The sequence below is a fragment of the Tamlana sp. 2_MG-2023 genome, assembly GCF_030548465.1.
In the GTDB taxonomy this organism is placed as follows: domain Bacteria; phylum Bacteroidota; class Bacteroidia; order Flavobacteriales; family Flavobacteriaceae; genus Pseudotamlana.
Genome location: NZ_JAUOSF010000002.1, coordinates 455,151 through 478,308 on the forward strand (window position 1 = coordinate 455,151; position 23,158 = coordinate 478,308).

General features: G+C 34.6%; 19 protein-coding genes. 5 read left to right on the plus strand and 14 right to left on the minus strand.

The annotated features are described in order from the left end of the window. Positions 1–81: 81 nt before the first annotated feature. Positions 82–567 (minus strand): histidine phosphatase family protein, encoded by a 486-nt coding sequence (locus Q4566_RS05080; RefSeq protein WP_303419095.1) that lies wholly within the window; start codon positions 565–567, stop codon positions 82–84. Between the two features lie 448 nt (positions 568–1,015). Between Q4566_RS05080 and Q4566_RS05085 the strand changes: the two genes are divergently transcribed. The 3 genes from Q4566_RS05085 to Q4566_RS05095 are packed head-to-tail and all read left to right on the plus strand — an operon-like array spanning position 1,016 to position 9,625. Continuing rightward, complete coding sequence (locus tag Q4566_RS05085; RefSeq protein WP_303419098.1) at positions 1,016–6,757, plus strand: gliding motility-associated C-terminal domain-containing protein; 5,742 nt, start codon at positions 1,016–1,018, stop codon at positions 6,755–6,757. Between the two features lie 10 nt (positions 6,758–6,767). After that, positions 6,768–7,694, plus strand: a complete 927-nt coding sequence (locus Q4566_RS05090; protein WP_303419101.1) for a type IX secretion system membrane protein PorP/SprF — start codon at positions 6,768–6,770, stop codon at positions 7,692–7,694. A gap of 11 nt (positions 7,695–7,705) precedes the next feature. Next, entirely contained in the window at positions 7,706–9,625 is a 1,920-nt protein-coding gene (locus tag Q4566_RS05095; RefSeq protein ID WP_303419104.1) for an OmpA family protein, read from the plus strand. A gap of 77 nt (positions 9,626–9,702) precedes the next feature. Here the strand turns inward: Q4566_RS05095 and pdxH are convergent, their stop codons facing one another. Next, positions 9,703–10,350 (minus strand): pyridoxamine 5'-phosphate oxidase, encoded by a 648-nt coding sequence (pdxH, locus tag Q4566_RS05100; RefSeq protein ID WP_303419106.1) that lies wholly within the window; start codon positions 10,348–10,350, stop codon positions 9,703–9,705. Positions 10,351–10,434: 84 nt separating this feature from the next. Here pdxH and Q4566_RS05105 point away from each other — a divergent pair, with 84 nt between their 5' ends. After that, a complete protein-coding gene (locus tag Q4566_RS05105) occupies positions 10,435–10,848 on the plus strand; it encodes a hypothetical protein (RefSeq protein ID WP_303419109.1) in 414 nt (137 codons plus the stop codon). On the opposite strand, the gene Q4566_RS05110 is transcribed toward Q4566_RS05105, so the two are convergent. The 12 genes from Q4566_RS05110 to rpsA all read right to left on the minus strand — a co-directional run bounded on the left by Q4566_RS05110 (position 10,845) and on the right by rpsA (position 22,002). Continuing rightward, positions 10,845–11,750, minus strand: a complete 906-nt coding sequence (locus Q4566_RS05110) for a ribonuclease Z (protein ID WP_303419113.1) — start codon at positions 11,748–11,750, stop codon at positions 10,845–10,847. The two genes, Q4566_RS05105 and Q4566_RS05110, sit on opposite strands and share 4 nt — an antisense overlap. A gap of 75 nt (positions 11,751–11,825) precedes the next feature. Then, a complete protein-coding gene (locus Q4566_RS05115) occupies positions 11,826–12,158 on the minus strand; it encodes a ribonuclease Z (RefSeq protein ID WP_303419116.1) in 333 nt (110 codons plus the stop codon). Between the two features lie 3 nt (positions 12,159–12,161). Further along, on the minus strand, positions 12,162–13,091 hold the full coding sequence (locus tag Q4566_RS05120) for an aspartate carbamoyltransferase catalytic subunit (RefSeq protein ID WP_303419119.1): 930 nt from the start codon (positions 13,089–13,091) through the stop codon (positions 12,162–12,164). A 72-nt stretch (positions 13,092–13,163) separates the two neighbouring features. Continuing rightward, complete coding sequence (pyrR, locus tag Q4566_RS05125; RefSeq protein ID WP_303419122.1) at positions 13,164–13,709, minus strand: bifunctional pyr operon transcriptional regulator/uracil phosphoribosyltransferase PyrR; 546 nt, start codon at positions 13,707–13,709, stop codon at positions 13,164–13,166. Positions 13,710–14,332: 623 nt separating this feature from the next. After that, positions 14,333–16,183 (minus strand): ankyrin repeat domain-containing protein, encoded by a 1,851-nt coding sequence (locus Q4566_RS05130; RefSeq protein ID WP_303419125.1) that lies wholly within the window; start codon positions 16,181–16,183, stop codon positions 14,333–14,335. Positions 16,184–16,472: 289 nt separating this feature from the next. Continuing rightward, positions 16,473–16,868: a hypothetical protein gene (locus Q4566_RS05135; RefSeq protein WP_303419129.1), complete on the minus strand. Its 396-nt coding sequence runs from the start codon at positions 16,866–16,868 to the stop codon at positions 16,473–16,475. After that, a complete protein-coding gene (locus Q4566_RS05140) occupies positions 16,822–17,988 on the minus strand; it encodes a hypothetical protein (protein WP_303419131.1) in 1,167 nt (388 codons plus the stop codon). The genes Q4566_RS05135 and Q4566_RS05140 overlap by 47 nt, the downstream gene beginning before the upstream one ends. Before the next feature lie 134 nt (positions 17,989–18,122). Next, on the minus strand, positions 18,123–18,737 hold the full coding sequence (locus tag Q4566_RS05145; RefSeq protein ID WP_303419134.1) for a hypothetical protein: 615 nt from the start codon (positions 18,735–18,737) through the stop codon (positions 18,123–18,125). A gap of 44 nt (positions 18,738–18,781) precedes the next feature. Further along, on the minus strand, positions 18,782–18,928 hold the full coding sequence (locus Q4566_RS05150; RefSeq protein WP_303419137.1) for a hypothetical protein: 147 nt from the start codon (positions 18,926–18,928) through the stop codon (positions 18,782–18,784). A gap of 495 nt (positions 18,929–19,423) precedes the next feature. Continuing rightward, positions 19,424–19,717 (minus strand): type II toxin-antitoxin system RelE/ParE family toxin, encoded by a 294-nt coding sequence (locus tag Q4566_RS05155; RefSeq protein WP_303419140.1) that lies wholly within the window; start codon positions 19,715–19,717, stop codon positions 19,424–19,426. Then, on the minus strand, positions 19,711–19,932 hold the full coding sequence (locus tag Q4566_RS05160) for a hypothetical protein (protein ID WP_303419143.1): 222 nt from the start codon (positions 19,930–19,932) through the stop codon (positions 19,711–19,713). The genes Q4566_RS05155 and Q4566_RS05160 overlap by 7 nt, the downstream gene beginning before the upstream one ends. A 243-nt stretch (positions 19,933–20,175) precedes the next feature. Further along, entirely contained in the window at positions 20,176–22,002 is a 1,827-nt protein-coding gene (gene rpsA, locus Q4566_RS05165) for a 30S ribosomal protein S1 (protein WP_303419146.1), read from the minus strand. 483 nt (positions 22,003–22,485) lie between these two features. On the opposite strand from rpsA, the gene Q4566_RS05170 reads away from it, so the two are divergent. After that, the gene (locus Q4566_RS05170) at positions 22,486–22,866 is read left to right on the plus strand and encodes a LysM peptidoglycan-binding domain-containing protein (RefSeq protein ID WP_303419149.1); all 381 of its coding nucleotides are present in this window, start codon (positions 22,486–22,488) and stop codon (positions 22,864–22,866) included. Positions 22,867–23,158 lie beyond the last annotated feature (292 nt).

A 23,158-nucleotide genomic window follows, 5' to 3' on the forward strand; every position in this document is an offset into this window, starting at 1 on the left:
CAAAAACACTTGGTAATTGGCAAAAATAGATGAGAATTAATGATAATTTAAGATTGGGACTTTATTATATTAATTAAGTATTTACTTTAAATCACGAGGAAATAATGTTTTAACAGTTTTACCTTGCTCTATATCATTCCAGTGTAAAACATCAAATTGTATTTTAACAAAACCTGCAGTTGGTACATTATCAATTAAAAGATCGCCATACGTGTTTACGAAATCTGTAATAGCATGGTTATGTCCAAAAATCATAAGGTCATCAATACCATCGTGACATGATTTTATAAAATCAATAAGATTGTATCCTGCAAAATCATATAAATCATAGTTATAACTAACAATGTTCTCATTAATTTTGAGGTTAGATAAAAAAATTTTAGCAGTGTCCTTAGCTCGTTTAGCATCACTACACACTAATTGATCGATTTTTATATACTCCTTAATAAGGTGTTTTGACACCAAATTAGCATCTTCTATACCTCTATTATTTAGTGGGCGTTCATGATCGATAACATTAAATTCCCAAGAGGATTTTGCATGTCTTACTAAAATTAAATTTTTCATAAAATATTAAGAATTACGGTTATTGTGCTGATTGTGATATTTAACAATTCTACATTGTTAATCGGTAAATACTCACAAAACAATAATAAAACTAACTCAAACACAAGATTTTTTCACAGAAATAAACTTAAGACGACAAATTACTAATAATTCCGTTTAACAACTTTTAACAAACTCTTAAACGAATATTTAAGTGATTTAACATTTTTTTTTGAACTTCTTTAGGCATATAGCTTCATTTGTCACACCTACAAAGTACTAGCTTATGAACCCAAACCGAACCAAACCAACCGTAAACTATCATGCTATAGTTTCTCTTCCCTCTTTTTTTAACAATAAAATAATATCACGGTTTCTGCTTAATCGCTTTTTTCTATGTCTTGAAAAAACAGAAATAAGTATTAAAAGCTAACCTTATAAACTAATATAACCACTTTATTAATGCAATATGAGAAATAATTACAATTGTATTTCGGTAGTCAAGATAAACAAAGCCTTTTTCATAGCCTTTTTTATTGCTATTCCTTTTTTAACTTTTGCTCAAATTGGTCAACAGGCAACTTCTATAAGAAAAGATGTTAAATTTAATTGGGTAGAACCTTCTCAAGTCACAAATGAGTCGCCGGCAACCATTAAATCTATTGAAGTTGGTACCACACTTTATAATACATTTGTAGTTCCTTCAGGGTATTCTCTTGACAGAGTTGGACCAGATGGACATGGTAAAAATCAAATTGTTAAAAATAATGTTGGTACCCCTATACTTACAACGAGTTCAGATGCAACTTGGAATGATAAAGCTCTAGACGCCTATAGAGATAAAAATCTTAACCATTATTTTATATCGGACCTAAATGGTTATGTCTTTTGTAATTCGTTTAATCTTGTTACTTCAGCTAGTAATAATGCCCAAAAACAATCACTTACTTATAGCCCAGCAATTCCATCAAATAACGGTGGTATTCTAGCAGTTACTGAAAGAGGTGGTAATAACTGTTTTTTTATTGAAGTTTATGGATACCCTGCTGGATCATCAGGAGGAACTGAAGTTAAACTTGGTGATACGTTTGTACGAAGTAAAGGAGATTATAGAAATTGTACAGGACCTTTTGAACCTAGATATGCCGAATCAGATTACTGGGGGTCAGGACGTTGTAATGGTAACGGACAGACTATTGCAATCGCCTTATTTTACCTGGACAAACTCGCTCCTACAGGCTCTTTAATAACACGAATTGAATTTACAGGAGCCTCTCGAGATCATGGTGATGGTAAGTTTTTTTTACTTCAAAAATATGCCGTAGATCAACAACTTATAGAATGTCTAGACAAAACATATAATGGTGATTTAAATGAGTTGAACAATGAGCCAAAAGGTTCAACATATTCTTTAATTTCTGGGCCAACGATTTCTGATGGTTCTACAGGACATAGTTTTACATTTAATCAAGACGGAACTTATAAATTTACGCCATCAAATAATTTTACTGGAGACGTAGATTTCACATACCAATTATGCCTACCGTACCCTAACACCTCGGTATGTGACACAGGTGAAGTAAAATTAAGCTATGTAGCACTTCCTCCTACACCAACATACCAAGTAACTTGTAATAATTCAAATGGTTATAATCTAGAAATAATAAATGCTACTGGAGCAAATACTAATGATTATGAATACTCTATTGATGGTGGAGCCAATTATCAAACAGGAACCACTTTTAATAATTTAACTGTAGGAACTTATGTAATAAATATTAAAAGTCTAAGTACTAGTTGTGACCTAGGCGGTGGAACAGTCACAGTAGTTATAGAAGATTTAGAACTAACTGGAACCAAAACTGATGTGACTTGCAAACAAGATACTTCAGGAGAAATTGATATCACCGTTTCTGGCGGACTTCCAGCTTACACTTTTAAATGGACAGGGCCTAATAATTTTTCTGCAACTAGCGAAGATATTTCAAACCTAGCCATTGGAGATTACCAAGTCACAGTAACAGATGCTAATGGTTGTGAAATAAAGGAGGATTTCAAAATTGAGGCTCCAGCAGATGTGACACTTCCAACCATAACATGTCCTACGAATGTTACTATAACAACTGATGCAGGTTTGTGTACAGCCTCATCTGTAGATCTAGGTACACCAAGCACTAATGATAACTGCTTAGTTTTTAGTATAACTAATGATGCTATCGAGCCATTTGCACTTGGAGATACAACAATAACTTGGACTGTAGAGGACAACTCAGGCAATAAAGCATCATGTATTCAAACTGTTACAGTAGTAGATAAAACAGATCCAACTTGGACTAATGAACCAAAGGATGCAACAGTAGAATGTGATGGAACTTCTGATCCGAACGGTGCTTTTGCTGCATGGTTAGTTTCTTTCAGCGGAACAGATACTTGCGGAAATGCCACGGTAACAAATAACAGTTCAGGATTAAGTGATTTATGTGGTACTACAGGAACTGAAACGGTAACCTTTACACTCACCGATGAAAGTGGAAACAAAATCACCAAAGATGCTACATTTACTATTGAGGATAAAACAGATCCAACCTGGACTAATGAACCAAAGGATGCAACGGTAGAATGTGATGGCTCTGCTGATCCGAACGGTGCTTTTGCTGCATGGTTAACTTCTTTCAGCGGAACAGATACTTGCGGAAATGCTACGGTAACAAATAACAGTTCAGGACTAAGTGATCTTTGTGGCACCACAGGTACTGAAACAGTAACTTTTACATTAACTGATGACTGCGGAAACAAAATCACCAAAGATGCTACATTTACTATTGAAGATAAAACAGATCCAACTTGGACTAATGAACCAAAGGATGCAATAATAGAATGTGATGGAACTTCTGATCCGAACGGTGCTTTTGCTGCATGGTTAACTTCTTTCAGCGGAACAGATACTTGCGGAAATGCTACGGTAACAAATAATAGTTCAGGACTAAGTGATCTTTGTGGTGCTACAGGTACTGAAACAGTAACTTTTACATTAACTGATGACTGCGGAAATACAATCACCAAAGATGCTACATTTACTATTGAAGATAAAACAGATCCAAATTGGACTATTGAACCAAAGGATGCAACAGTAGAATGTGATGGAACTTCTGATCCGAACGGCTCTTTTGCTGCATGGTTAACTTCTTTCAGCGGAACAGATACTTGCGGAAATGCTACGGTAACAAATAATAGTTCAGGACTAAGTGATCTTTGTGGCGCTACAGGAACTGAAACAGTAACTTTTACATTAACTGATGATTGCGGAAACAAAATTACCAAAGATGCTACATTTACTATTGAGGATAAAACAGATCCAACTTGGACTAATGAACCAAAGGATGCAATAGTAGAATGTGATGGAACTTCTGATCCGAACGGCTCTTTTGCTGCATGGTTAACTTCTTTCAGCGGAACAGATACTTGCGGAAATGCTACGGTAACAAATAATAGTTCAGGACTAAGTGATCTTTGTGGCGCTACAGGAACTGAAACAGTAACTTTTACATTAACTGATGACTGCGGAAACAAAATCACCAAAGATGCTACATTTACTATTGAAGATACAACAAGTCCTTTAATAGATAATACAAATACCTCTGACATTGAAATTATATGTGGAAAAGGTGATACTGAACAGCAAATTTTAGATTGGTTAGCTTCAAATGCTGGAGCGACAGCTACAGACAATTGCAGTAAAATAAAATGGACTCACGATTATAGTGGTGATGTAAGTGTAAAATGTAAATTAGGCAAAGGCATTGTAGTCAATTTTACTGCCGAAGATGAATGTGGAAACACAAGTTCTACATCGGCAATTTATCATATTAAAGATCTAATTGCACCTACTATTGATACACCAGCTACCGATTTAACAGTGGAATGTGATGGTAACGGAAATTTAGTTGATTTAAATAACTGGCTTACATCAAACGGAGGAGCTATTGCTACTGAGGATTGTTCAGTTATGACGTGGAGTAACGATTTTACCATGCTTTCTGATGAATGCGGTAAAACAGGTATGGCAACTGTAGCATTTACGGTAAAAGACGCTTGTGGAAATGAAACGACTTCTACAGCCACATTTAAAATTGAAGACACAAAAGTTCCAGCATTGCCTAGCACGCCTTCAGATGTTACTTATGAATGTATTGGTGATGTACCTGCCCCAGGAACTTTAACAACTACCGATAATTGTAGTGGGGATATTACAGTACTAGGTGTTGATAGTGTTAATGACACAGATCCGTTAAATATCATAATCACTCGAAGTTGGACTTTTGTAGATGCCTGCTCAAATGCATCAACTACAGCACAGATTATCACCGTTAATGATACCATTGATCCTATACTAACTTTACCTCCTAATGTAACAGCTGAATGTAGTGATAATTTATCACCTGTAGCATTTGGTATCGCTACAGCAACTGATAATTGTGATCCTAATCCAATTATCACATATAATGACGTTAGAACAGATGGTGCCTGCACTGGGACATTTACAATAACCCGTACTTGGACGGCGACTGACTTTACTGGAAATTCAGTATCTGCCGATCAGGAAATTTCAACATCTGATACTACTGCTCCAGAATTCGATCAATCTATTTTACCTCCCGATATGGTTGTAGAATGTGATAACATCCCAACTGCGGAAATATTAACAGCCACAGATAATTGCGGGCTTGCAACTGTTAAAATGAATGAGCGTAAAATTGATGGAAGTTGCCCTTCTAATTATATCATTCAGCGCACTTATACTGCTACAGACGATTGCGGTGTTTCTAGAAGCCATATACAAACAATAACAGTTCAAGACACAAAAGCTCCAGAATTTGTAGAAGCTCTACCGTTGCAAGCCATAACTGTAGAATGTGACGCTGTTCCATCTCCCGTAATTTTAACGGCTACTGATATTTGTGGAACAGCTTCAGTTACAGTTAGTGATATTAGAACAAATAACAGTTGTGAAAACAACTATACAATAGCGAGAACGTGGACAGCCAAAGATGAATGTGGGTTAACCACTACGCACACACAAATAATAACGGTTCAAGACACAACAGCACCACAATTTGTTGAGACTTTACCTGGCGATATTACTGTAGAATGTGATGCTATACCTGATGTTATTATTTTAACTGCAACTGATAATTGTGGAGACGCAACAGTGACCTACAATGATGTAAAAACCATTGGAAGTTGTATTAATAATTACACCATAGCGAGAACATATACAGCAACAGATGAATGTGGGTTAACAGCATCACACACTCAAATAATAACGGTTCAAGATACAACAGCACCTGTGCCATCAACATCATTTACAACCACTTTGGATGTAAGTTGTACAAACGTTCCTGAAATACCAAATATGACGTTTAATGATAATTGTAGCTCTAACATTATAATCGATTTTAATGAAACAAATTCATTTGATGAAAATGTATTTGTCGATTATCAAATTGTAAGAACATGGACAGTAACCGATGAATGTAAAAATGAAGCTACATACACTCAAACTATTAATGTTAGGCTTGATGAAATATTTACCGAGTTTGTTGCTCCAGACACCTGCTTCAATAATGGTATTGTAGACCTCTTTAATTTCATGCCTAAAAGTATAAATACCAATGGAACCTGGGAAATTGTAGAGGGTCAATCTCCTGCTAGACTCGTTGGAAACATATTCAACCCTACCATGATAAGAATGAGTGAAGATTTTCGTCCAGGAACAGATGGTATTAACTATAGGTTTAGATACACCACAACGGATAATGGTTGTATTAGCGTGAATGAAGTGGTTATGAATTTACATGCTGATTGTGTAGTTCTACCATGTGGTGAAGATGAAATCAAAATCTCCACAGCAATCACTCCTAATGGAGATGGTTATAATGATACTTTTGATATTAAGGGTATAGATTTATGTGGGTTTGTTGCTGAGGTTAAAATATTCAACAGATGGGGCGCTTTAGTTTATGAATCTAAAAACTACACTCTAGGGAGTATAGAAACATCAGGAGTACAAGGTGATTGGAATGGTACTTCTCCTAATTCATCTCTAGGCTCCAACGGTATGTTACCTTCAGGAACTTATTATTACATCATTAATCTAAAAAATAGCGGGATAAGTCCTTTAACTGGACCTATTTATATCGGAACCAAATAAAACCTAACCTATGAAACTTTTAAAATATAACATATTAGCTATTGTCTTGTTAAGCTGTACGTTGGGAGTTGCACAACAGTTACCGCAATTTACGCAGTATATGTACAACACCATCTCCATCAACCCCGCTTATGCTGGTAGTAGAGAAGCGTTAAGTATTGTTGGACTGCACAGAAGCCAATGGGTTGGTTTTAAAGGCGGACCAATAACACAAACATTATCTATAAATACACCGTTAAGAAACGACCGAATAGGTTTAGGCTTATCTTTTATGGAAGATGATTTAGGTCCGCAAAATTTCACATACCTATATGGCGATTTTTCATATTCAATTCCAACTGGTAAAAATGGAAAATTATCCTTTGGAGTTAAAGGTGGCTTTACACAATTTAGTTTTGACTCTAATTTCCGAGTAGATCCAGATAACCAAAACGACCCACTTATTTATGGTACAGAAGATAGATGGTCACCGAATATTGGTGCAGGTGTTTATTGGAGTACAAATCGATTATATTTCGGATTATCTGCACCAAGAATATTGAATACCGATTTACATAAAGAAAATGGTTATGAAGCTCTTGAACGTATTAGTTATTATTTTACAGGAGGTGTAGTTGTTGACATAAGCAAGCATTTCAAATTTAAACCAGCATTTCTAATAAAAGCAACTAATGGGGCTCCCTTGTCTTACGATTTAACTGCTAATTTTTTATATAACGATAAATTCTGGTTAGGTGGTTCTTATAGGATTAACGAAGAAACTGCTGCCATTGGAGGCATTGTAGATTTTCAAATATCTAGACAACTACGTATTGGATATGCCTATGAAAAACCAATTTCAGATATCGCAAGTTACACTACTGGAACTCATGAAATATTACTCATGTATGAATTTAAATTTATGAGTACTAAACTAAAATCTCCTCGCTACTTCTAACACTATCATCTATGAAAAATATAAATAACATATTTCTTTGTATCGCTTTATTTTTAAGTTTTTCAGTGTTTGCACAACAAGGAAAACAAAAAAAAGCAGATACTTTATTCAATAAATTTTCATTTGTAAAGGCATCCAAAGTATACCAAGAACTTATCCAAAACAACTATAACAAAGACTATGCTACGCGTAAGATAGCCGATTGCTATGCTTTATTAAGAGACCCTCGAAATGCCAACAGGTATTATAAAAGTGTTGTAAAACAAGAGAATGTCCCAGTTGAATATTACTATAAATATGCGCAATCGCTACGTGGTATGAAAAAATACAAGGAATCAGAGATTTGGTTGCAGCGCTACATAGATTCTGGAGGAGCTCCAGGCAATAATGATTTCACAAAAAACGTAAATTTTATAAGTAGCGTATTTGGTGCAAAACAACAGTATTTCTTAGATAAAGTAAGATTCAATTCAAAATATAGTGATTTCGGAGCTTTTGAGCATGATGGCCAAGTTTACTTTGCTTCTTCTAGAGACGAAGGTGTGACTACAAAAAGACTTTATGGTTGGAACGAGCAACCTTTCCTCGACATTTATGTAGCAGAGGCAGGAACAAGAAAGAATGTAGATCACACAAATAAACTACCTGGATCTGTAAACTCCATTTATCATGATGGCCCTGTAACCATTACAAAAGACGGAAAAACCATGTATTTTTCTAGAAACAACTTTACCAAAGGGGTTGAAAAAAAGGATAGTAAGGGTTTAACCAATATGAAACTCTATAGAGCACACCTAGTTGATGGCTCATGGACTAACATTGAAGATTTACCTATTAATGGTGATGAATTTTCTACGCAACACGCCGCGTTAAATAGTGATGATTCTAAATTATACTTTGCATCCGATAGACCTGGTACATATGGTGGCTCAGATATTTGGGTTGCAAATATCAATGTAGACGGTAGTATTTCAGATGTCGAAAACATGGGAGATATTATTAATACAAAAAATGCTGAAGGTTTCCCGTTTATAAATGCTGAAGGCGTGTTATTCTTTTCTTCTGATGGCCATGTTGGTTTAGGTTTAATGGACATATTTGCAACAATTAAAGGTGATGATGAAGATTCAATCGTAGATATTATAAACTTAGGTGTTCCTATCAATTCGAGCACAGACGATTTTGCTTTCACTATGAACCCTGATGGTATAACAGGTTATTTTGCTTCTAACCGCCGTGGAGGTCGTGGCAGTGATGACATCTATGCTTTTCACCGAGAACCTGTACTTCATGTTGAAGGTGTTGTAACAGATGCGATTAATATGACACCAATTGAGAATACTAAAATAACGCTGTACGATGAAACCGATAATGAAATTGCCTTTATGTTCACAGATAAAAACGGGTATTATCAAATCAATATAGATAGAAATAAGAATTATAAAATAGTTGCTAGTCAGGATAAATACATAGAAGATTATAGAAACTTTACATCAAAAAATCTTCAAACTGAACTGATAACCATTAACACCAATTTATTATTAAACCCTATTCATGATGTTGTTAAACTGGCAGAGTTAAATGATATCTACTTCGATTATGACAGTCATAATATTCGAGAAGACGCAGCATTAGAACTTGATAAAATTGTCAGTTTAATGAATTACGATTACCCTGAAATGGTTATAAAAATTGAATCACACACCGATTCAAGAGGAACATTAAGTTATAATGATAAATTATCCATAGACCGTGCTAATTCTACATACGAGTATTTAATTAATAAAGGCGTTAATCCTTCTAGAATTACGTCTCATGAAGGTTTTGGAGAACGTAAATTAACCAATGGTTGTGAAAATAGCACGAACTGTGAAGAAGCAGAGCACCAACTAAATAGACGTACTCATTTTATAGTCGTACAAATGGAATAAAAACCTTATTATATTTCAAAACAAAGCCATCTACAACTTTAGATGGCTTTGTTTTTTTTTATAACTTTCTACTAAAATCAAGGCGATAAGCGCTCAATTTTCCAATCGTAATCTTCTTGAAGCTTATAACGAATACGGTCATGAAGTCGGTTTGGGCGTCCTTGCCAGAATTCAATTTCAACTGGCTTCACTATATAGCCACCCCAATAATCAGGTCGTACAACATCCTTACCCTCATATTCGGTTTCTAATTCACGTAGTTTATTTTCTAGGAATTGTCTATTTTCAACCACCTCACTCTGATGTGAAACCAATGCACCTAATTGACTACCACGTGGCCTCGATTCAAAATAACCGTCACTTAAATTTTTTGCTATTTTTTCAGCCTTACCTTTAATAATGATTTGGCGTTCGGCACCATGCCAAAAGAAAGATAAACATACGTTAGGGTTGGCCTCAAGAGCTCTTCCTTTTTCGCTGTTATAATTCGTATAGAAGATAAAGCCCTCATAAGTATAGCGTTTAAGTAACACGACTCTACTCTTCGGGTAACCGTCTAACCCAATGGTTGAAACCGTCATCGCGTTAGTTTCATCTTCAATAAAGTATTGATCCACTTCGTGAAACCATTTTTGAAATAATTCTAACGGGTTTTCTGGGACATCCCTTAAAAGCAGGGCTCCCCGCTCGTATGACTTTCTATATTTACCTAAATCCTTTTCCATAGATTACAAATTAACGAAAAATATATTTTTTTTATATGAAAATTTCAGTAAAGACCTTAAATTTGCAAGTTATAAGAAACCATAATGAAATTTGAGAATTCCCCTCTAAGTGAGAGATTTAGTTTTAGCAAACTTGAATTACCCTTTGGTAATTTTTTTCTATGTGAAAATTTTATTATTTCAGAAATTTATGAAGGTGTACATTTTGATATGGATAAAATCATCTTTGCAGCTAAAGAAATTATTGCATTTTACGGCGAAGATGCAAAACTTGCTTACATATCTAATCGCACAAACTCCTATTCAACAGATCCTCAAGATTGGGCAAATATTACCGCGAATTCAAATCAATTAGTGGCGACAGCCATTGTTTCTTACAACCAAATGGGGCGTTTAAATGCCAATTTAGAAAAACATTTCTCTAAATTAGAAATGCACATTTGTTATTCTTTAGAAGAAGCTGTTACTTGGGTAAATAGTTTAAAAGTTTTAGCTTAAAACTCAAAAGTCTTTCCGTCTTCAGATAACTTTACATTGGCAAACACTTGTTTAGCTTCCTTTTTAAATACGTTTATATTATCGTATCTGGTTGAATAATGTCCTAGTATCAAAGTGCCTACATGTGCTTGTTTAGCTATTTGTGCCGCTTGTTTTGCTGTTGAATGCTTTGTTTTTGTTGCCAAGTGCTCATGCTGATCTAAAAACGTTGATTCATGGTATAAAACATCGGTATTTTCTATTATGGGTACGATGTCTTCCTTATACATCGTATCACTACAAAAGGCATAACTTAATGGTTTCGCTCCTGGTTTTGTTACCTTTTTATGATCAATTAAAACCCCATCCTCATTTTTTACGTCAAAACCTTGAACTAACTTTCTATAATAGGCAACGTCAATATTAGCTTCTTCAGCGGCAGAAACATTTAACTTACGATCCCCTTCTTTTTCTTTGAACAAATAACCATTTGTATAAATGCGATGGTTTAGTGGAATCGTGTGCACCTCTACTTTATCATCCTCAAAAATCAATTCTGAATCTTTAGAAGTCAACTCATGAAAATATAGGTTATAATTCGTCCATGAATCTGCTAATTTCATCTGAAGCACTACAATTTCCTTAATACCTTTCGGACCATAAATATGTAAATCTGTTTCGCGAGTAAGCAGTCTAAAGGTCGATATGAGACCAACCAAACCAAAAAAATGATCACCATGTAAGTGCGAAATAAAAACATGCTTTATGCGATTAAATTTAATTTTATGCTTGCGTAATTGCACCTGTGTACCTTCACCACAATCTATTAGAAACATGTGATTGTTAATTTCTAAAACTTGAGAGGTGGTATTGTTTAAGGTACGTGGTGTAGCGCTATAGCAGCCTAATATTGATAATTTCATTTAATCCCTTTTGGTTTGTATCCGGTCATGTAAAAGTGAAGTAAATTTTAAACGACAAATACGATAAGCATGAGGTTAGAACCCTAAATCACGTTCCATGTCTTCCATTTCAATAACATCATGAGCTTCTTGAAGTGTAGGCACTACAACAATCTCATCAGGAACCACGTCAAGGTCAATTTTGTTGGTCACGATAACAAAAGATTGCTTTGTGGCTCTATGTTTATTTGAAAGTTCTAAAAATTCAACAATATCTTCTTTTCCAAAAACCCCTAAAGTATTTAAAGCGACAATGATATTATTGTTTTTAAATTTAGGATATAAAGCTTGAATCTTTTTTACTAGTTCTATAACAGTAACTTTTTCCTGAGTAATTATAGAAGTATTTCCATTTTGGTCTAAAATCATAATTTACTGTTTTATTTTTGATGCTAATAAATATATAACGGCCATTCTTACGGCAACGCCATTTTGAACTTGATCTAATATAATCGATTGTTTTGAATCGGCCACATCACTGGTAATCTCCACGCCTCTATTTATAGGTCCGGGATGCATGATGGTAATCTCCTTATCCAAAGAATCTAGTAAATCTTTGGTGACTCCAAACTGCTGAGTATACTCTCTAGTAGACGGGAAATAACTAATATCCATACGCTCATTTTGTACGCGTAACATATTAGCTACATCACACCAATTCAAAGCCTTACGCAAATTAGTTTCAACCTTTACTCCAAGTTCATGAATATACTTTGGAATCAATGTTTTTGGTCCGCAAACCATCACTTCAGCCCCTTGTAATTGTAAGGCAAAAATGTTTGAAAGCGCTACTCTACTGTGTAAAATATCACCCACAATAACCACTTTTTTACCGCTAACATCACCTAATTTTTCACGTATAGAATACGAATCTAAAAGGGCTTGTGTTGGGTGTTCATGTGCCCCATCACCAGCATTTACAATACTTGCTTTAACATGTTTTGAAAGGAAAACTCCAGCCCCAGGATTTGGGTGACGCATCACCACCATATCCACTTTCATTGATAAAATATTGTTTACCGTATCAATTAAAGTTTCACCTTTTTTCACAGAAGACTGCGCAGATGAAAAGTTAATCACATCGGCAGACAAACGTTTTTCAGCCAGTTCAAAAGACAGTTTTGTCCTGGTAGAATTTTCAAAAAACAGATTGGCAATAGTAATATCTCTAAGCGAAGGGACCTTTTTAATGGGTCTATTAATCACTTCTTTAAAATGATCGGCGGTTTCAAAAATAAGTTGAATATCTTGTTCGTTAAGATATTTAATTCCTAATAAGTGATTTACACTTAATTCGCTCATCGTCAAAGTTAAAAGTTGAAAGTTAGACTGCTACGCTTAGGTAGCTTAAGCCTTAACTTTAGTTATTTATATTTATTGTTCAATTAAGTAAACGACATCTTCATCAGAATGATCATGCTCTTTCCAGTTTACTTTTACTTTTTCATTATTAATCACATCTACCTGGCGTCCACGATAATCTGGCTGAATTGGCAGATGTCTACTAAAACGGCGGTCAATAAGCGTTAAAAGCTCAATTTCATTAGGTCTTCCAAAAGATTGAATAGCCGTTAAAGCCGCTCTAATACTTCTTCCGGTGTATAAAACATCATCAATAAAGACGATATTTTTATCTTCAACTAGAAAATTAATTTTTGTACTATTGGCTTCAAGAGGTTTTTCGCCTCTTCTAAAATCATCTCTAAAAAAAGTGATATCTAAGTGTCCTAATTGAATGTTTTTAACCTTGTAATCATCTGTCAAAATTTTAGCCAATCTATCAGCTAAAAACACGCCACGCGGCTGTAAACCAATAAGAACCGTGTTAGAAAAATCGTGATGTTTTTCAATAAGTTGACAAGCCAATCGGTGAAGAATGATGTTTACCTCTTTTTCGTTAAGTAAAACTTTTTGACTCATATTATTATCCAAAACCTAAGTTGGAGAACAAAGGTAAGGCAAAATATTAGAAGTTGAAACCAATCACGTTAAAGATTATTTGGGCGCATCCCAAAAGGGTCGGGCTATCCACTATATCTTTTTCTCGTACCTCAAAAAAGGATGCCGCTGCTATCCCTTGCGCGTATTCACGTTCCAAAATATAATATTCGTTTTAATCCGATAGCGCGGACTTGTAGTCCGTGCCTAAATAAATAAGCTACAACACTTATTTACAACAAATACCGTTCAAAGCTTAAAAGTATATATAGAACTATTAAATTCAACCGAAAAACTTTATATAGAAGTTAAATAAAAAAGCCTCTATATCCCGATAGCTATCGGAACTATAAAAGCTTTCTCATTTATTGCTTACTCTTATGGGCACTGACTACAAGTCCGCTCTATCGGATTTGTCTAAATTATTTTTACTTACCCTAATACTTACTCAGTTCGCCATTAGTATTTAAACTAGCGTGAGAAAGGATACATAATATCCAGTAATTACACTTGTTCTCCATTTATCATTTTTATTGTAAATAGAATACAATTTATTAAACTTTTAGTCTTTGTTTTGACCACCAAGTATTACCCGAATAGGTGTATTAGTTGCTAAACAGTTTTATAATAGTTTCGTCATTAGAAGCAGTTGCTATATCACGAGCAGTCACGCCATCATTATCCTTGATATCAGGATTAGCTCCATACTTTAAAAGTTCTTCAATAGCGCCTTTACTCCCTTTATCGGTAACGATGTGAAGTGGTGTCTTACCCATACTATCTGATATAGACGTATCTGCACCACCTTTTAGTAGCGCTTCTCTGGCCCAACTGTTTCCTTTTATGGACGCCTGCATAAGTGCAGTAACACCATCATTGTTTTTATGGTTAACTTCTATTCCAGCATCAATAATACGTTTTATTCTACTATTCTCTTTGTCGTAAGCTTCAAGTGGGATAAGAAACCAGAGCAGGTTATTGCCACTATCATTAATATCATTAAGGCGATTCTCTTTAATTAGTTGGTCTAATGCTTCTTTAACCCCTAGAGCTGCAGCCATCTGAATCGGGGTAAACCCTTTTGAATATTCGGTTTCATCATTCATCTCAAAATGAATTTGAGCAAATGCAGGATAGGACTTACAGTAACTATTTGCCAGAGCATACTCCATTGGTGTTTCATCATATTTGCTCTTACGAGTGAATAACTCGGTATACTCTTTTAGAAGTAGAATATTTTCTGAGCTAATATCAGGATTCATTCTATTAATGATATTGTCACCTTTATTATTAATCAATGTAGGATCTGCACCAGCATTAATAAGCAGCGGTAGTAGTTTTTGGTTGTACTCATATGTTGCAAAGTGAAGCGGAGTATTACCCTCATTATCTTGTAAATTTATATTTTTAGTTGATTTTTCAAGAAGCGCTTCGAGTAGTTTTGGTTTACCTGCTTCAATGACTGCGTGAATTAGAGATCTTTTATTTTTAAAAACGGCATCGGGGTCAATCTCAATCAATTTCACCAGTGAATCAGAATCACCATTTTGTGCTGCTAATTGTAACTGCTCTGTTGTTATTTTGGCACCTGCTTTCAAGAGCGTTTTCATGGCAAACTCATTTTCATTTTCAAAAGTATAGTCAAGCATTGTCTTTCCCTTGCTATCTTTGAAATTGAGGTCTACTCCTGATTCTGCAGCCTTTTGTAGAACATATCCAAATCCTTTAATAGCGGCACAGTGAAAAGGACTTTCACCATTGTCCTCTTTAAGGTAGTCATATCCTGCTTCAATAAGTGGCTTGATACAATCTGCTTTACCTCCCTTTGTACAGTAGATGAGCGCACTAATATCCTTAGAAACCCTATGGTGTATATCTGCACCGTGTTTAATGAGTAGTTCCAGTATTTCGCCTTGATCATTTTTGATGGCATAGAACAATGGTGTGAACTTTGTTTCATCAATGTTATTTACATCAGCACCATTTGCAATTAATAGTTCTACAAGCTCTATCTTATTGTTTTCAATGGCCATGTTGAGTGCAACACTATCACGTGCTATTTTAGCATGTACATCTGCATTATTATCAATAAGACACTGAAGAACTTCTGGTGTTCCATTAGAAAAACAAGCGGTATGTATGGGCTGGTAGCCATCTTTAGATAGTGCGTGAATATCTGCGCCTCTCTCTAAAAGTAGTTTAACTGTTGAAAGGCGTGCATAGTTTACCGCCATATGAAGCGGACGAATACCTTCGTTAGATTTTGCATTAATATCCACAGCTTCGTCTAGAAGAAACGCAACTATTTCATTTTGACCTAACTGAGAGGCATAATGCAGTAAATGGGCTTTGTCTTCAAGTTTAGTATTAATGTCAAAAGCATTATTAATTTCTATTTTAAATTGTTCAAGGTTTCCATTTTCTATGAGTTCTTTTATTGTGGTATTATCAGTCATATTCACTATTTATTCTTAGTACATTATATGGTCAATATTTGCGTAAGCCTTACTACAAGCAACTCGCTCTATTTTTGTAACCATTCCGCATAGCTTACAAAAATTTGATTTATAATTTCAAGTGAAAAATGTGGGGACATAGGACCTTTAGTGTTATTCATGCTTTTCTAGATTTTTTTATTTATGTAATGCCGTCTACATCTGCGATTTCACTTGTTGTAACGGCATAGCTTCTTTATTGTCAAACTACTGTTTTTCGTTTATAAAACCTAAAACGAGTAGCTTTCCCTTAAACCACATCCTCAATTTTAAGTTCAACGGCTCCACAGGTATAACCAACTAAGAGTGTGGTGTCATCGATAAACTCAATAGAGTATCCACTCATCGAACCATTTTGTTTACCTTTTAGAGGTAGACGACATAATAACGCCCCCTCAATACCAACAATATCAACACAGGACGTATCTCGAAGAATCGCCACCAGAGTATTGTCACTTGAAATCGCTACAGCGAATGCTCTTTCATTAGAAAGCTTTTGTAGCTGCTCACCCTGATTGTTAAAAAGTAACGTGTTCGTGTTACTTAGCACGACGAGCTCCTTGTTTTTACTTATTGCACCACTAAGCACCCCGTTATTATCAGGTAGTGGAAATTTGTGTACCGTTTTTTTGAGTAGAAGGCACAATACTTTTAACTTTTTCGTTACTAATTAGTAATTCATGATCATTTAATGGTTCGAGTACAGTTACCCAACTACGCTTCTTCTTTTTATACACTTTAGAAAATTGAAGTGTTCCAGCTTCACAGCTATGCGCCGATATTTTGCCGAAACTTCCAGAGAATAGCGTATGGCCATCTTGAGAGAAAGATAGCGATTTTAACGAGTATATCATGTGGTTGTGCCCACTAGATTCACCGATGGTATGTTTGGTTGCTTCATCAACCAAAGCTTCAGGTTCTATCTTATCATCATCACCATAAAACACCCATTTCACGGCATTGGTTTTCATGTCTATAACGGTAATTTTGCTGTAATTATCTCCAAAAGCAAAATAGGATCCACAGGAAGAAAATGCCGTAGGGAATATCCGGTATCCGCTGTAAAACTCTTTTATCGTTTCTCCTTCTGTAGTCGTTAAGCGAACTGAATCGGCATTTATACCAGGCATGGCAAACATTTTACCATCTGAAGAGGTATTAATTTGAGCGACGCTGTCTCTAGCTTTTTCAAAGCTTATAAATTCTTTTGATTTGACCAGTTTTATACTGGACTCGAACGGAAGTGATGCGCGTATTTCATCAAGTTCTAAATATAATAATTCAGCCAATTCGTAGAGGTAACTTACGCCAGTGTCTGCGTACTTAGCACGTTGTTCACTTCCTCCTTCATGACTAATGTAGCATAGTTCATTGTCACTATTGTAATAGTACCAATTGTCATATTCTTGTATGGGTGCAAATGCGCGTTTAGCTTCTGGGAATTCAGAATGAACTTGAAAGGCACCAAAATGCAGACCCAAATCATCTTCTTCAGGAAACGAAAGTCCACTAAAAGCAGCTGACAATTCTTGGTATCGCTTAGGTTGTTTTGTATAGGAGTCACTCTCTTTCGGAGGATATATATATAGGCTATCTCCACTTTCCATCCTTACAACGAGAGTGCTTTCTTCCATTGAAAAACTTTGAGCGCCTTCCGTTATTACTTTTAATACGGCCTCACTTTCAATGTCTACAGCTAAAACTTTTAGTAGTTCGTAGAACGCTTCATTTGGTGAATCACTTTCGCAAATAGTGTTGAAGTTCATTGTTTTTTTATTTTGAATTAATACTCTAAATATTTTTATTAAAATGAATTGATTTTTTCACCAATTTTATATGATGATCTTTTCTTTTTTGATAGGAAGCCATCACTAAGTTCATGATATTACTTTTTTCTATTTTAACCCCATCCATAATCTGTATCGCCAAATACAAATTCTTTCATTAATCTTATAAAAAGCCCTCCTGTACCGAAAGCTATTTTATTTTGTTCTGGAAAATCATCATTATCTTCAACTGCTAATCCGTGATCTGCTATTATAATGACAGGCTCTCCTAAAGCATTTTTTCTTTGGTGATCCCAAATAATCCAATTCTGACCAGCTTCGCAAAATCCTTGGTGTATTTCCTCATCGCCTTCAAGTTCTTCTAACATAAATTCAGACGAAGGGCCTTCACCATCATATCCATAAAAATCTATAGCATCGGGCACGCCATCTCCAAACATTATGGTATTATGCATTTTAACCACTGTCATATAAGATTCTGGAACTGGAAGATTAGCATCTTGAAAATCATCTGTGTAAGGCGCTCCAAAAGTTATAGAAGCTTCGTCTTCATCATAATTTTCAAAATAAACCTTTAGTTCATCTTCATAGGTCACATTAATAATTTTAGTAGAAATTTCTTCTAGCATTTCAACACAGGAAGGTGTTAAAGCCCAAGGTTTAAAATAGGCTACAAATGCATTTGCTAACTCTTCTCCTTCTAATGAAGCTAATTCTTTTGGTGTCATAGTCTTTTAGGTTTAATATTTAAGGTATACAAATATCTTATTTCTTAGCTCCCTTTTTCACCCTGTTTTCCGTGAAAACTTGCTAAATATTCCATAAAACTATAAGCCATGTGCTTGTGTTCCGCTTGAGATTGGTATAATTTTACAGGTAACTGGCGGAAGTTATTGCTTCCGTTTACTCGCTTTTGCAATCGGATTAAATTTGGGGCATAGTGTCATCCACTACGTTAAATCGTCATGAGAATCAAAACCTTCAGGTGTTATAAAAATATAGCCTTTCATAAGCCTTCCTGTAAAGTCCATGGGCAAGCAATATTTCCTTTTCATGAATTGGGTTTAAAATTTCAGTTAACGCTCTTTTTATCAAAGACGTTTTGCCTATATGGGTTCCGATAGCGCGGACTTGTAGTCCGTGCCTAAATAAATACGCCACAACACTCATTTACAATAAATGGCCTTCAAAGCTTAATAATAAATACAGAACTATTAAATTTAACTGAAAAACTCTTTCCTTTTTTTAAACTTCCTGATGACTATAGACGTTAAACGTTAAATTAGAAAGCCTTTACAGTCCCGATTGCTATCGGGACTGTAAAGGCTTTCTAATTTATTGCTTACTCTTGTGGACACGGATTAAAAGTCTGCGCTATCAATGTTTATTTTTATTGTTGTCCGCGCTATCGGGGTTAATGATCTAAAGGTTCTCTTTTTGTGTGACGAACTCGTAATATCCTAATTTCATATTTTGTTATTTGATAAGTAATTCGGTAACTATAAACTTCAAAAGCTCTAATTGTGCCATCGTTATTTTTACGATACTTATCTAATGCATAAATCTCTGGATTGTATTTTAAGTTTTCTGCTTTGTCGAAGATTTCTTCACGTACTTTTATAGCAGATTGTAAAGATTCTTTTTTAATGTAGTTATACGCTTTATTCAATTGTTTTAAAGCTAGCTTTCCCCAAATAACTTCTACCATTGATTAGCTATTTTTCTAGCTTCTTCTTGCGTATAAAAATTACCGTTGTCAATTTCTTCATTAGCTTCATCAATTTCTTTATTATATTGCTCGATACTAATTCTTTCAAATTCTTCCGTTTCCTTATTTAGAATTGTTTCTAACTTTGTGAAAAGTGTTTCGTTTACAGAAAACAACTTTTGTATAAACTCGTATTTTCTTGCTTCTAAATCCATGTTTTCTATATCTTTATTATAACAAAGATACAATTTCTGCTGTATATTTTTAAGTCTACTATTTGAGACAGTCAGCGCTATCAACGTTTCTTTTTATTGTTGTTTGCGCTATCGGGTAATCAAACAGCTAGAAAACGCTATAATTCACTTTAGTGCACAAAAAAAGCCTCTCGGAAATTGAGAGGCTTTAGATTATTATTGGATTTCTGTCTTCACGGAAATGAGAAACTAATTAGTATCTAATTAAGATTTCCCGTCCATTTTATCTTTAAGCGCTTGTAGAGCGTCATTAGCATCACCTAAAGTTGGTTTTGCTTCTGCAGCAGCACTAGCAGCTTTCTTAACAGCAGCTTTTACGTTTGCAACTTCTTCAGCTTTAAAAATAGCTGTATGAGACGCTACGACACGTTTAAACTCTTTGTTAAATTCAATAATTTTGAATTCAGCAGACTCCCCTTTCTTAACTTTGCTACCGTCTTCTTTCTCTAAGTGACGAGAAGGTACAAATGCAACGATATCTTCGTTAAATTCGATTGTAGCTCCTTTGTCAACGATTTCAGAAATTTCAGCAGTATGCGTAGTTCCTAAAGCGAATTCAGTTTCATACTTATCCCAAGGATTAGCAGTAGTTTGTTTGTGACCTAAAGATAATTTACGTCCTTCAACATCTAATTCTAATACCACAACATCTAATTTGTCACCAACAGCGCAGAATTCAGATGGGTGCTTGATTTTCTTAGTCCAAGATAAATCAGAGATATAAATTAATCCGTCGATTCCTTCTTCTAATTCAACAAAAACACCAAAGTTTGTAAAGTTACGAACCACACCAGTGTGCTTAGAACCTACAGGGTATTTTCCAGTGATATCTGTCCATGGATCAGCAGATAATTGCTTGATACCAAGTGACATTTTACGATCTTCTCTATCTAAAGTTAAGATAACTGCTTCAACTTCATCTCCTACAGATACGAAATCTTGAGCAGAACGTAAGTGTGTAGACCATGACATTTCAGAAACGTGAATTAATCCTTCAACACCATCAGCAACTTCGATAAATGCACCGTAATCAGCGATTACAACAACTTTACCTTTTACTTTGTCACCAACTTTAACCTCTTCAGCTAAAGCTTCCCAAGGGTGTTTAGATAATTGTTTAAGACCTAATTGGATTCTTGATTTGTTTTCATCAAAATCAAGGATTACAACGTTTAATTTTTGATCTAACTCAACAATCTCGTTAGGGTGGTTAATTCTAGACCAAGATAAATCAGTAATGTGGATTAAACCATCAACACCACCAAGATCGATAAATACACCGTAAGAAGTAATGTTTTTAACAACACCTTCTAATACTTGACCTTTTTCTAATTGACCAATAATTTCTTTCTTTTGTTCTTCAATATCAGCCTCAATAAGTGCTTTATGAGAAACAACAACGTTTTTAAATTCGTGGTTGATTTTCACAACTTTGAATTCCATTGTTTTATTTACGTACTGATCGTAATCTCTAATTGGTTTAACATCAATTTGAGAACCTGGTAAGAATGCTTCAATTCCGAAAACATCTACAATCATACCACCTTTAGTTCTGCATTTTACAAAACCGTTAACGATTTCACCAGTATCATGTGCGTTATTTACGCGATCCCATGCTTTGATTACACGTGCTTTTCTGTGAGATAATACTAATTGACCAGTTGCGTCTTCACGAACATCAATTAAAACCTCTACTTTGTCACCAACAGCTAATCCTGGGTTGTAACGAAATTCGTTTAACGAAATTACACCTTCAGATTTTGCGTTAATGTCAATAATAGCATCACGATCTGTAATATGCACTACAGTTCCTTCTACAACTTCGTCATCTAAAGTGTCAACGAAATTTTCTGCTACTAATTTTTCAAATTCTTTTAATTGTAAATCATCAACTTCATCAATACCTTCTTGGTAATTGTGCCAGTTAAAGTCTGCTAAGAATTTTTCAGGATTTGCTTTTGCTTCAGATACAACTGGAGCACTTTTTGCTTCAGTTGCCTCAACTTCAGCTTGTTTTGCGTTTTCCGCCATTTTAATAAGTGATAATGTAATGTTGTGTTTTACAACTTATTACATTATATTTTGTATTCTGTATGCTTTGGAAGATTTAAGCGATTAACACACAGAAGTGTTATATAATTTTTAGTTTCATTCCTTTTATCTTTCCAACGACTCGCTAAAAGGAGTGCAAAAATACATAATATTGAGATAATTACCTAGAAATGATAAAATAATTTTAACTAACTGAAATTGAGTTGATTCATAATCTGTTTGAAAGAAAACAGTTACCGTCAAAATATAGCGTAATTCCAGTTAATTAGAACTAAAAGGAAAGTAGTTTAATCTTCTTTGAAAAATTAGAATAACATAAGTTATCAATCTTGATGATCCACTTTTCTAATTCTTTAAGAACCTGCTCAATACAATTTCAGTAAAATTGTTATTCTTTTTATCTGAATATTTTCTTATCTTGTTAAGGTTGAAAAATAACAATAACCCTTATATTAATTAATTATGACATCAAAAGAAAAATATCAACCCGTACTAGATTTAGGCGAAAAATTAGAAATTAAAAATGGAGAAGTTGCAGAAGCTGACGGCGTTTTAAAAGTAAAAGGTCAAGCCAAAACCCAATATGAGAAAAATATTTTATGGGATAAAATTAAAGAAATTGGTGGTGAAAATCCAGCAGACATTAAAGCTAATATTACCGTTGCTGATACGACTGTTTACCACAGACATACCGTTAAAAGTGGTGAAACTTTAGGTAAAATTGCTAAACAATATTATGATAACGCTTCAAAGTATCAAGATATCTTTAAAGCTAACTCTGATATTCTTAAAAACCCTGATTTAATTCACCCAGGGCAAGAGCTTATCATTCCAAATATATAGGTTAATCCCTCCTATTAAATTATAAAAGACGAATCTTAATTGGTTCGTCTTTTTTTTGTTATCTCGTAGAGGTTAAAATTTAGTCTCAGGAGTTCAGTATTTCAATTCGACAAACTAACTTTTAATTAAAAGTGAATAGTGAAAAATTAAAAGTGAAAAATTTGACGGGAGACCGAAGACAGGAGACGGAAGACGGAAGTTGTCGTTCCTGACGAAAGGTGGAATCGTTTAAATTGAAAACGGTTTAAGTATATTAAATATTAAAAGTTCACTTACTATTACACGATTCAAC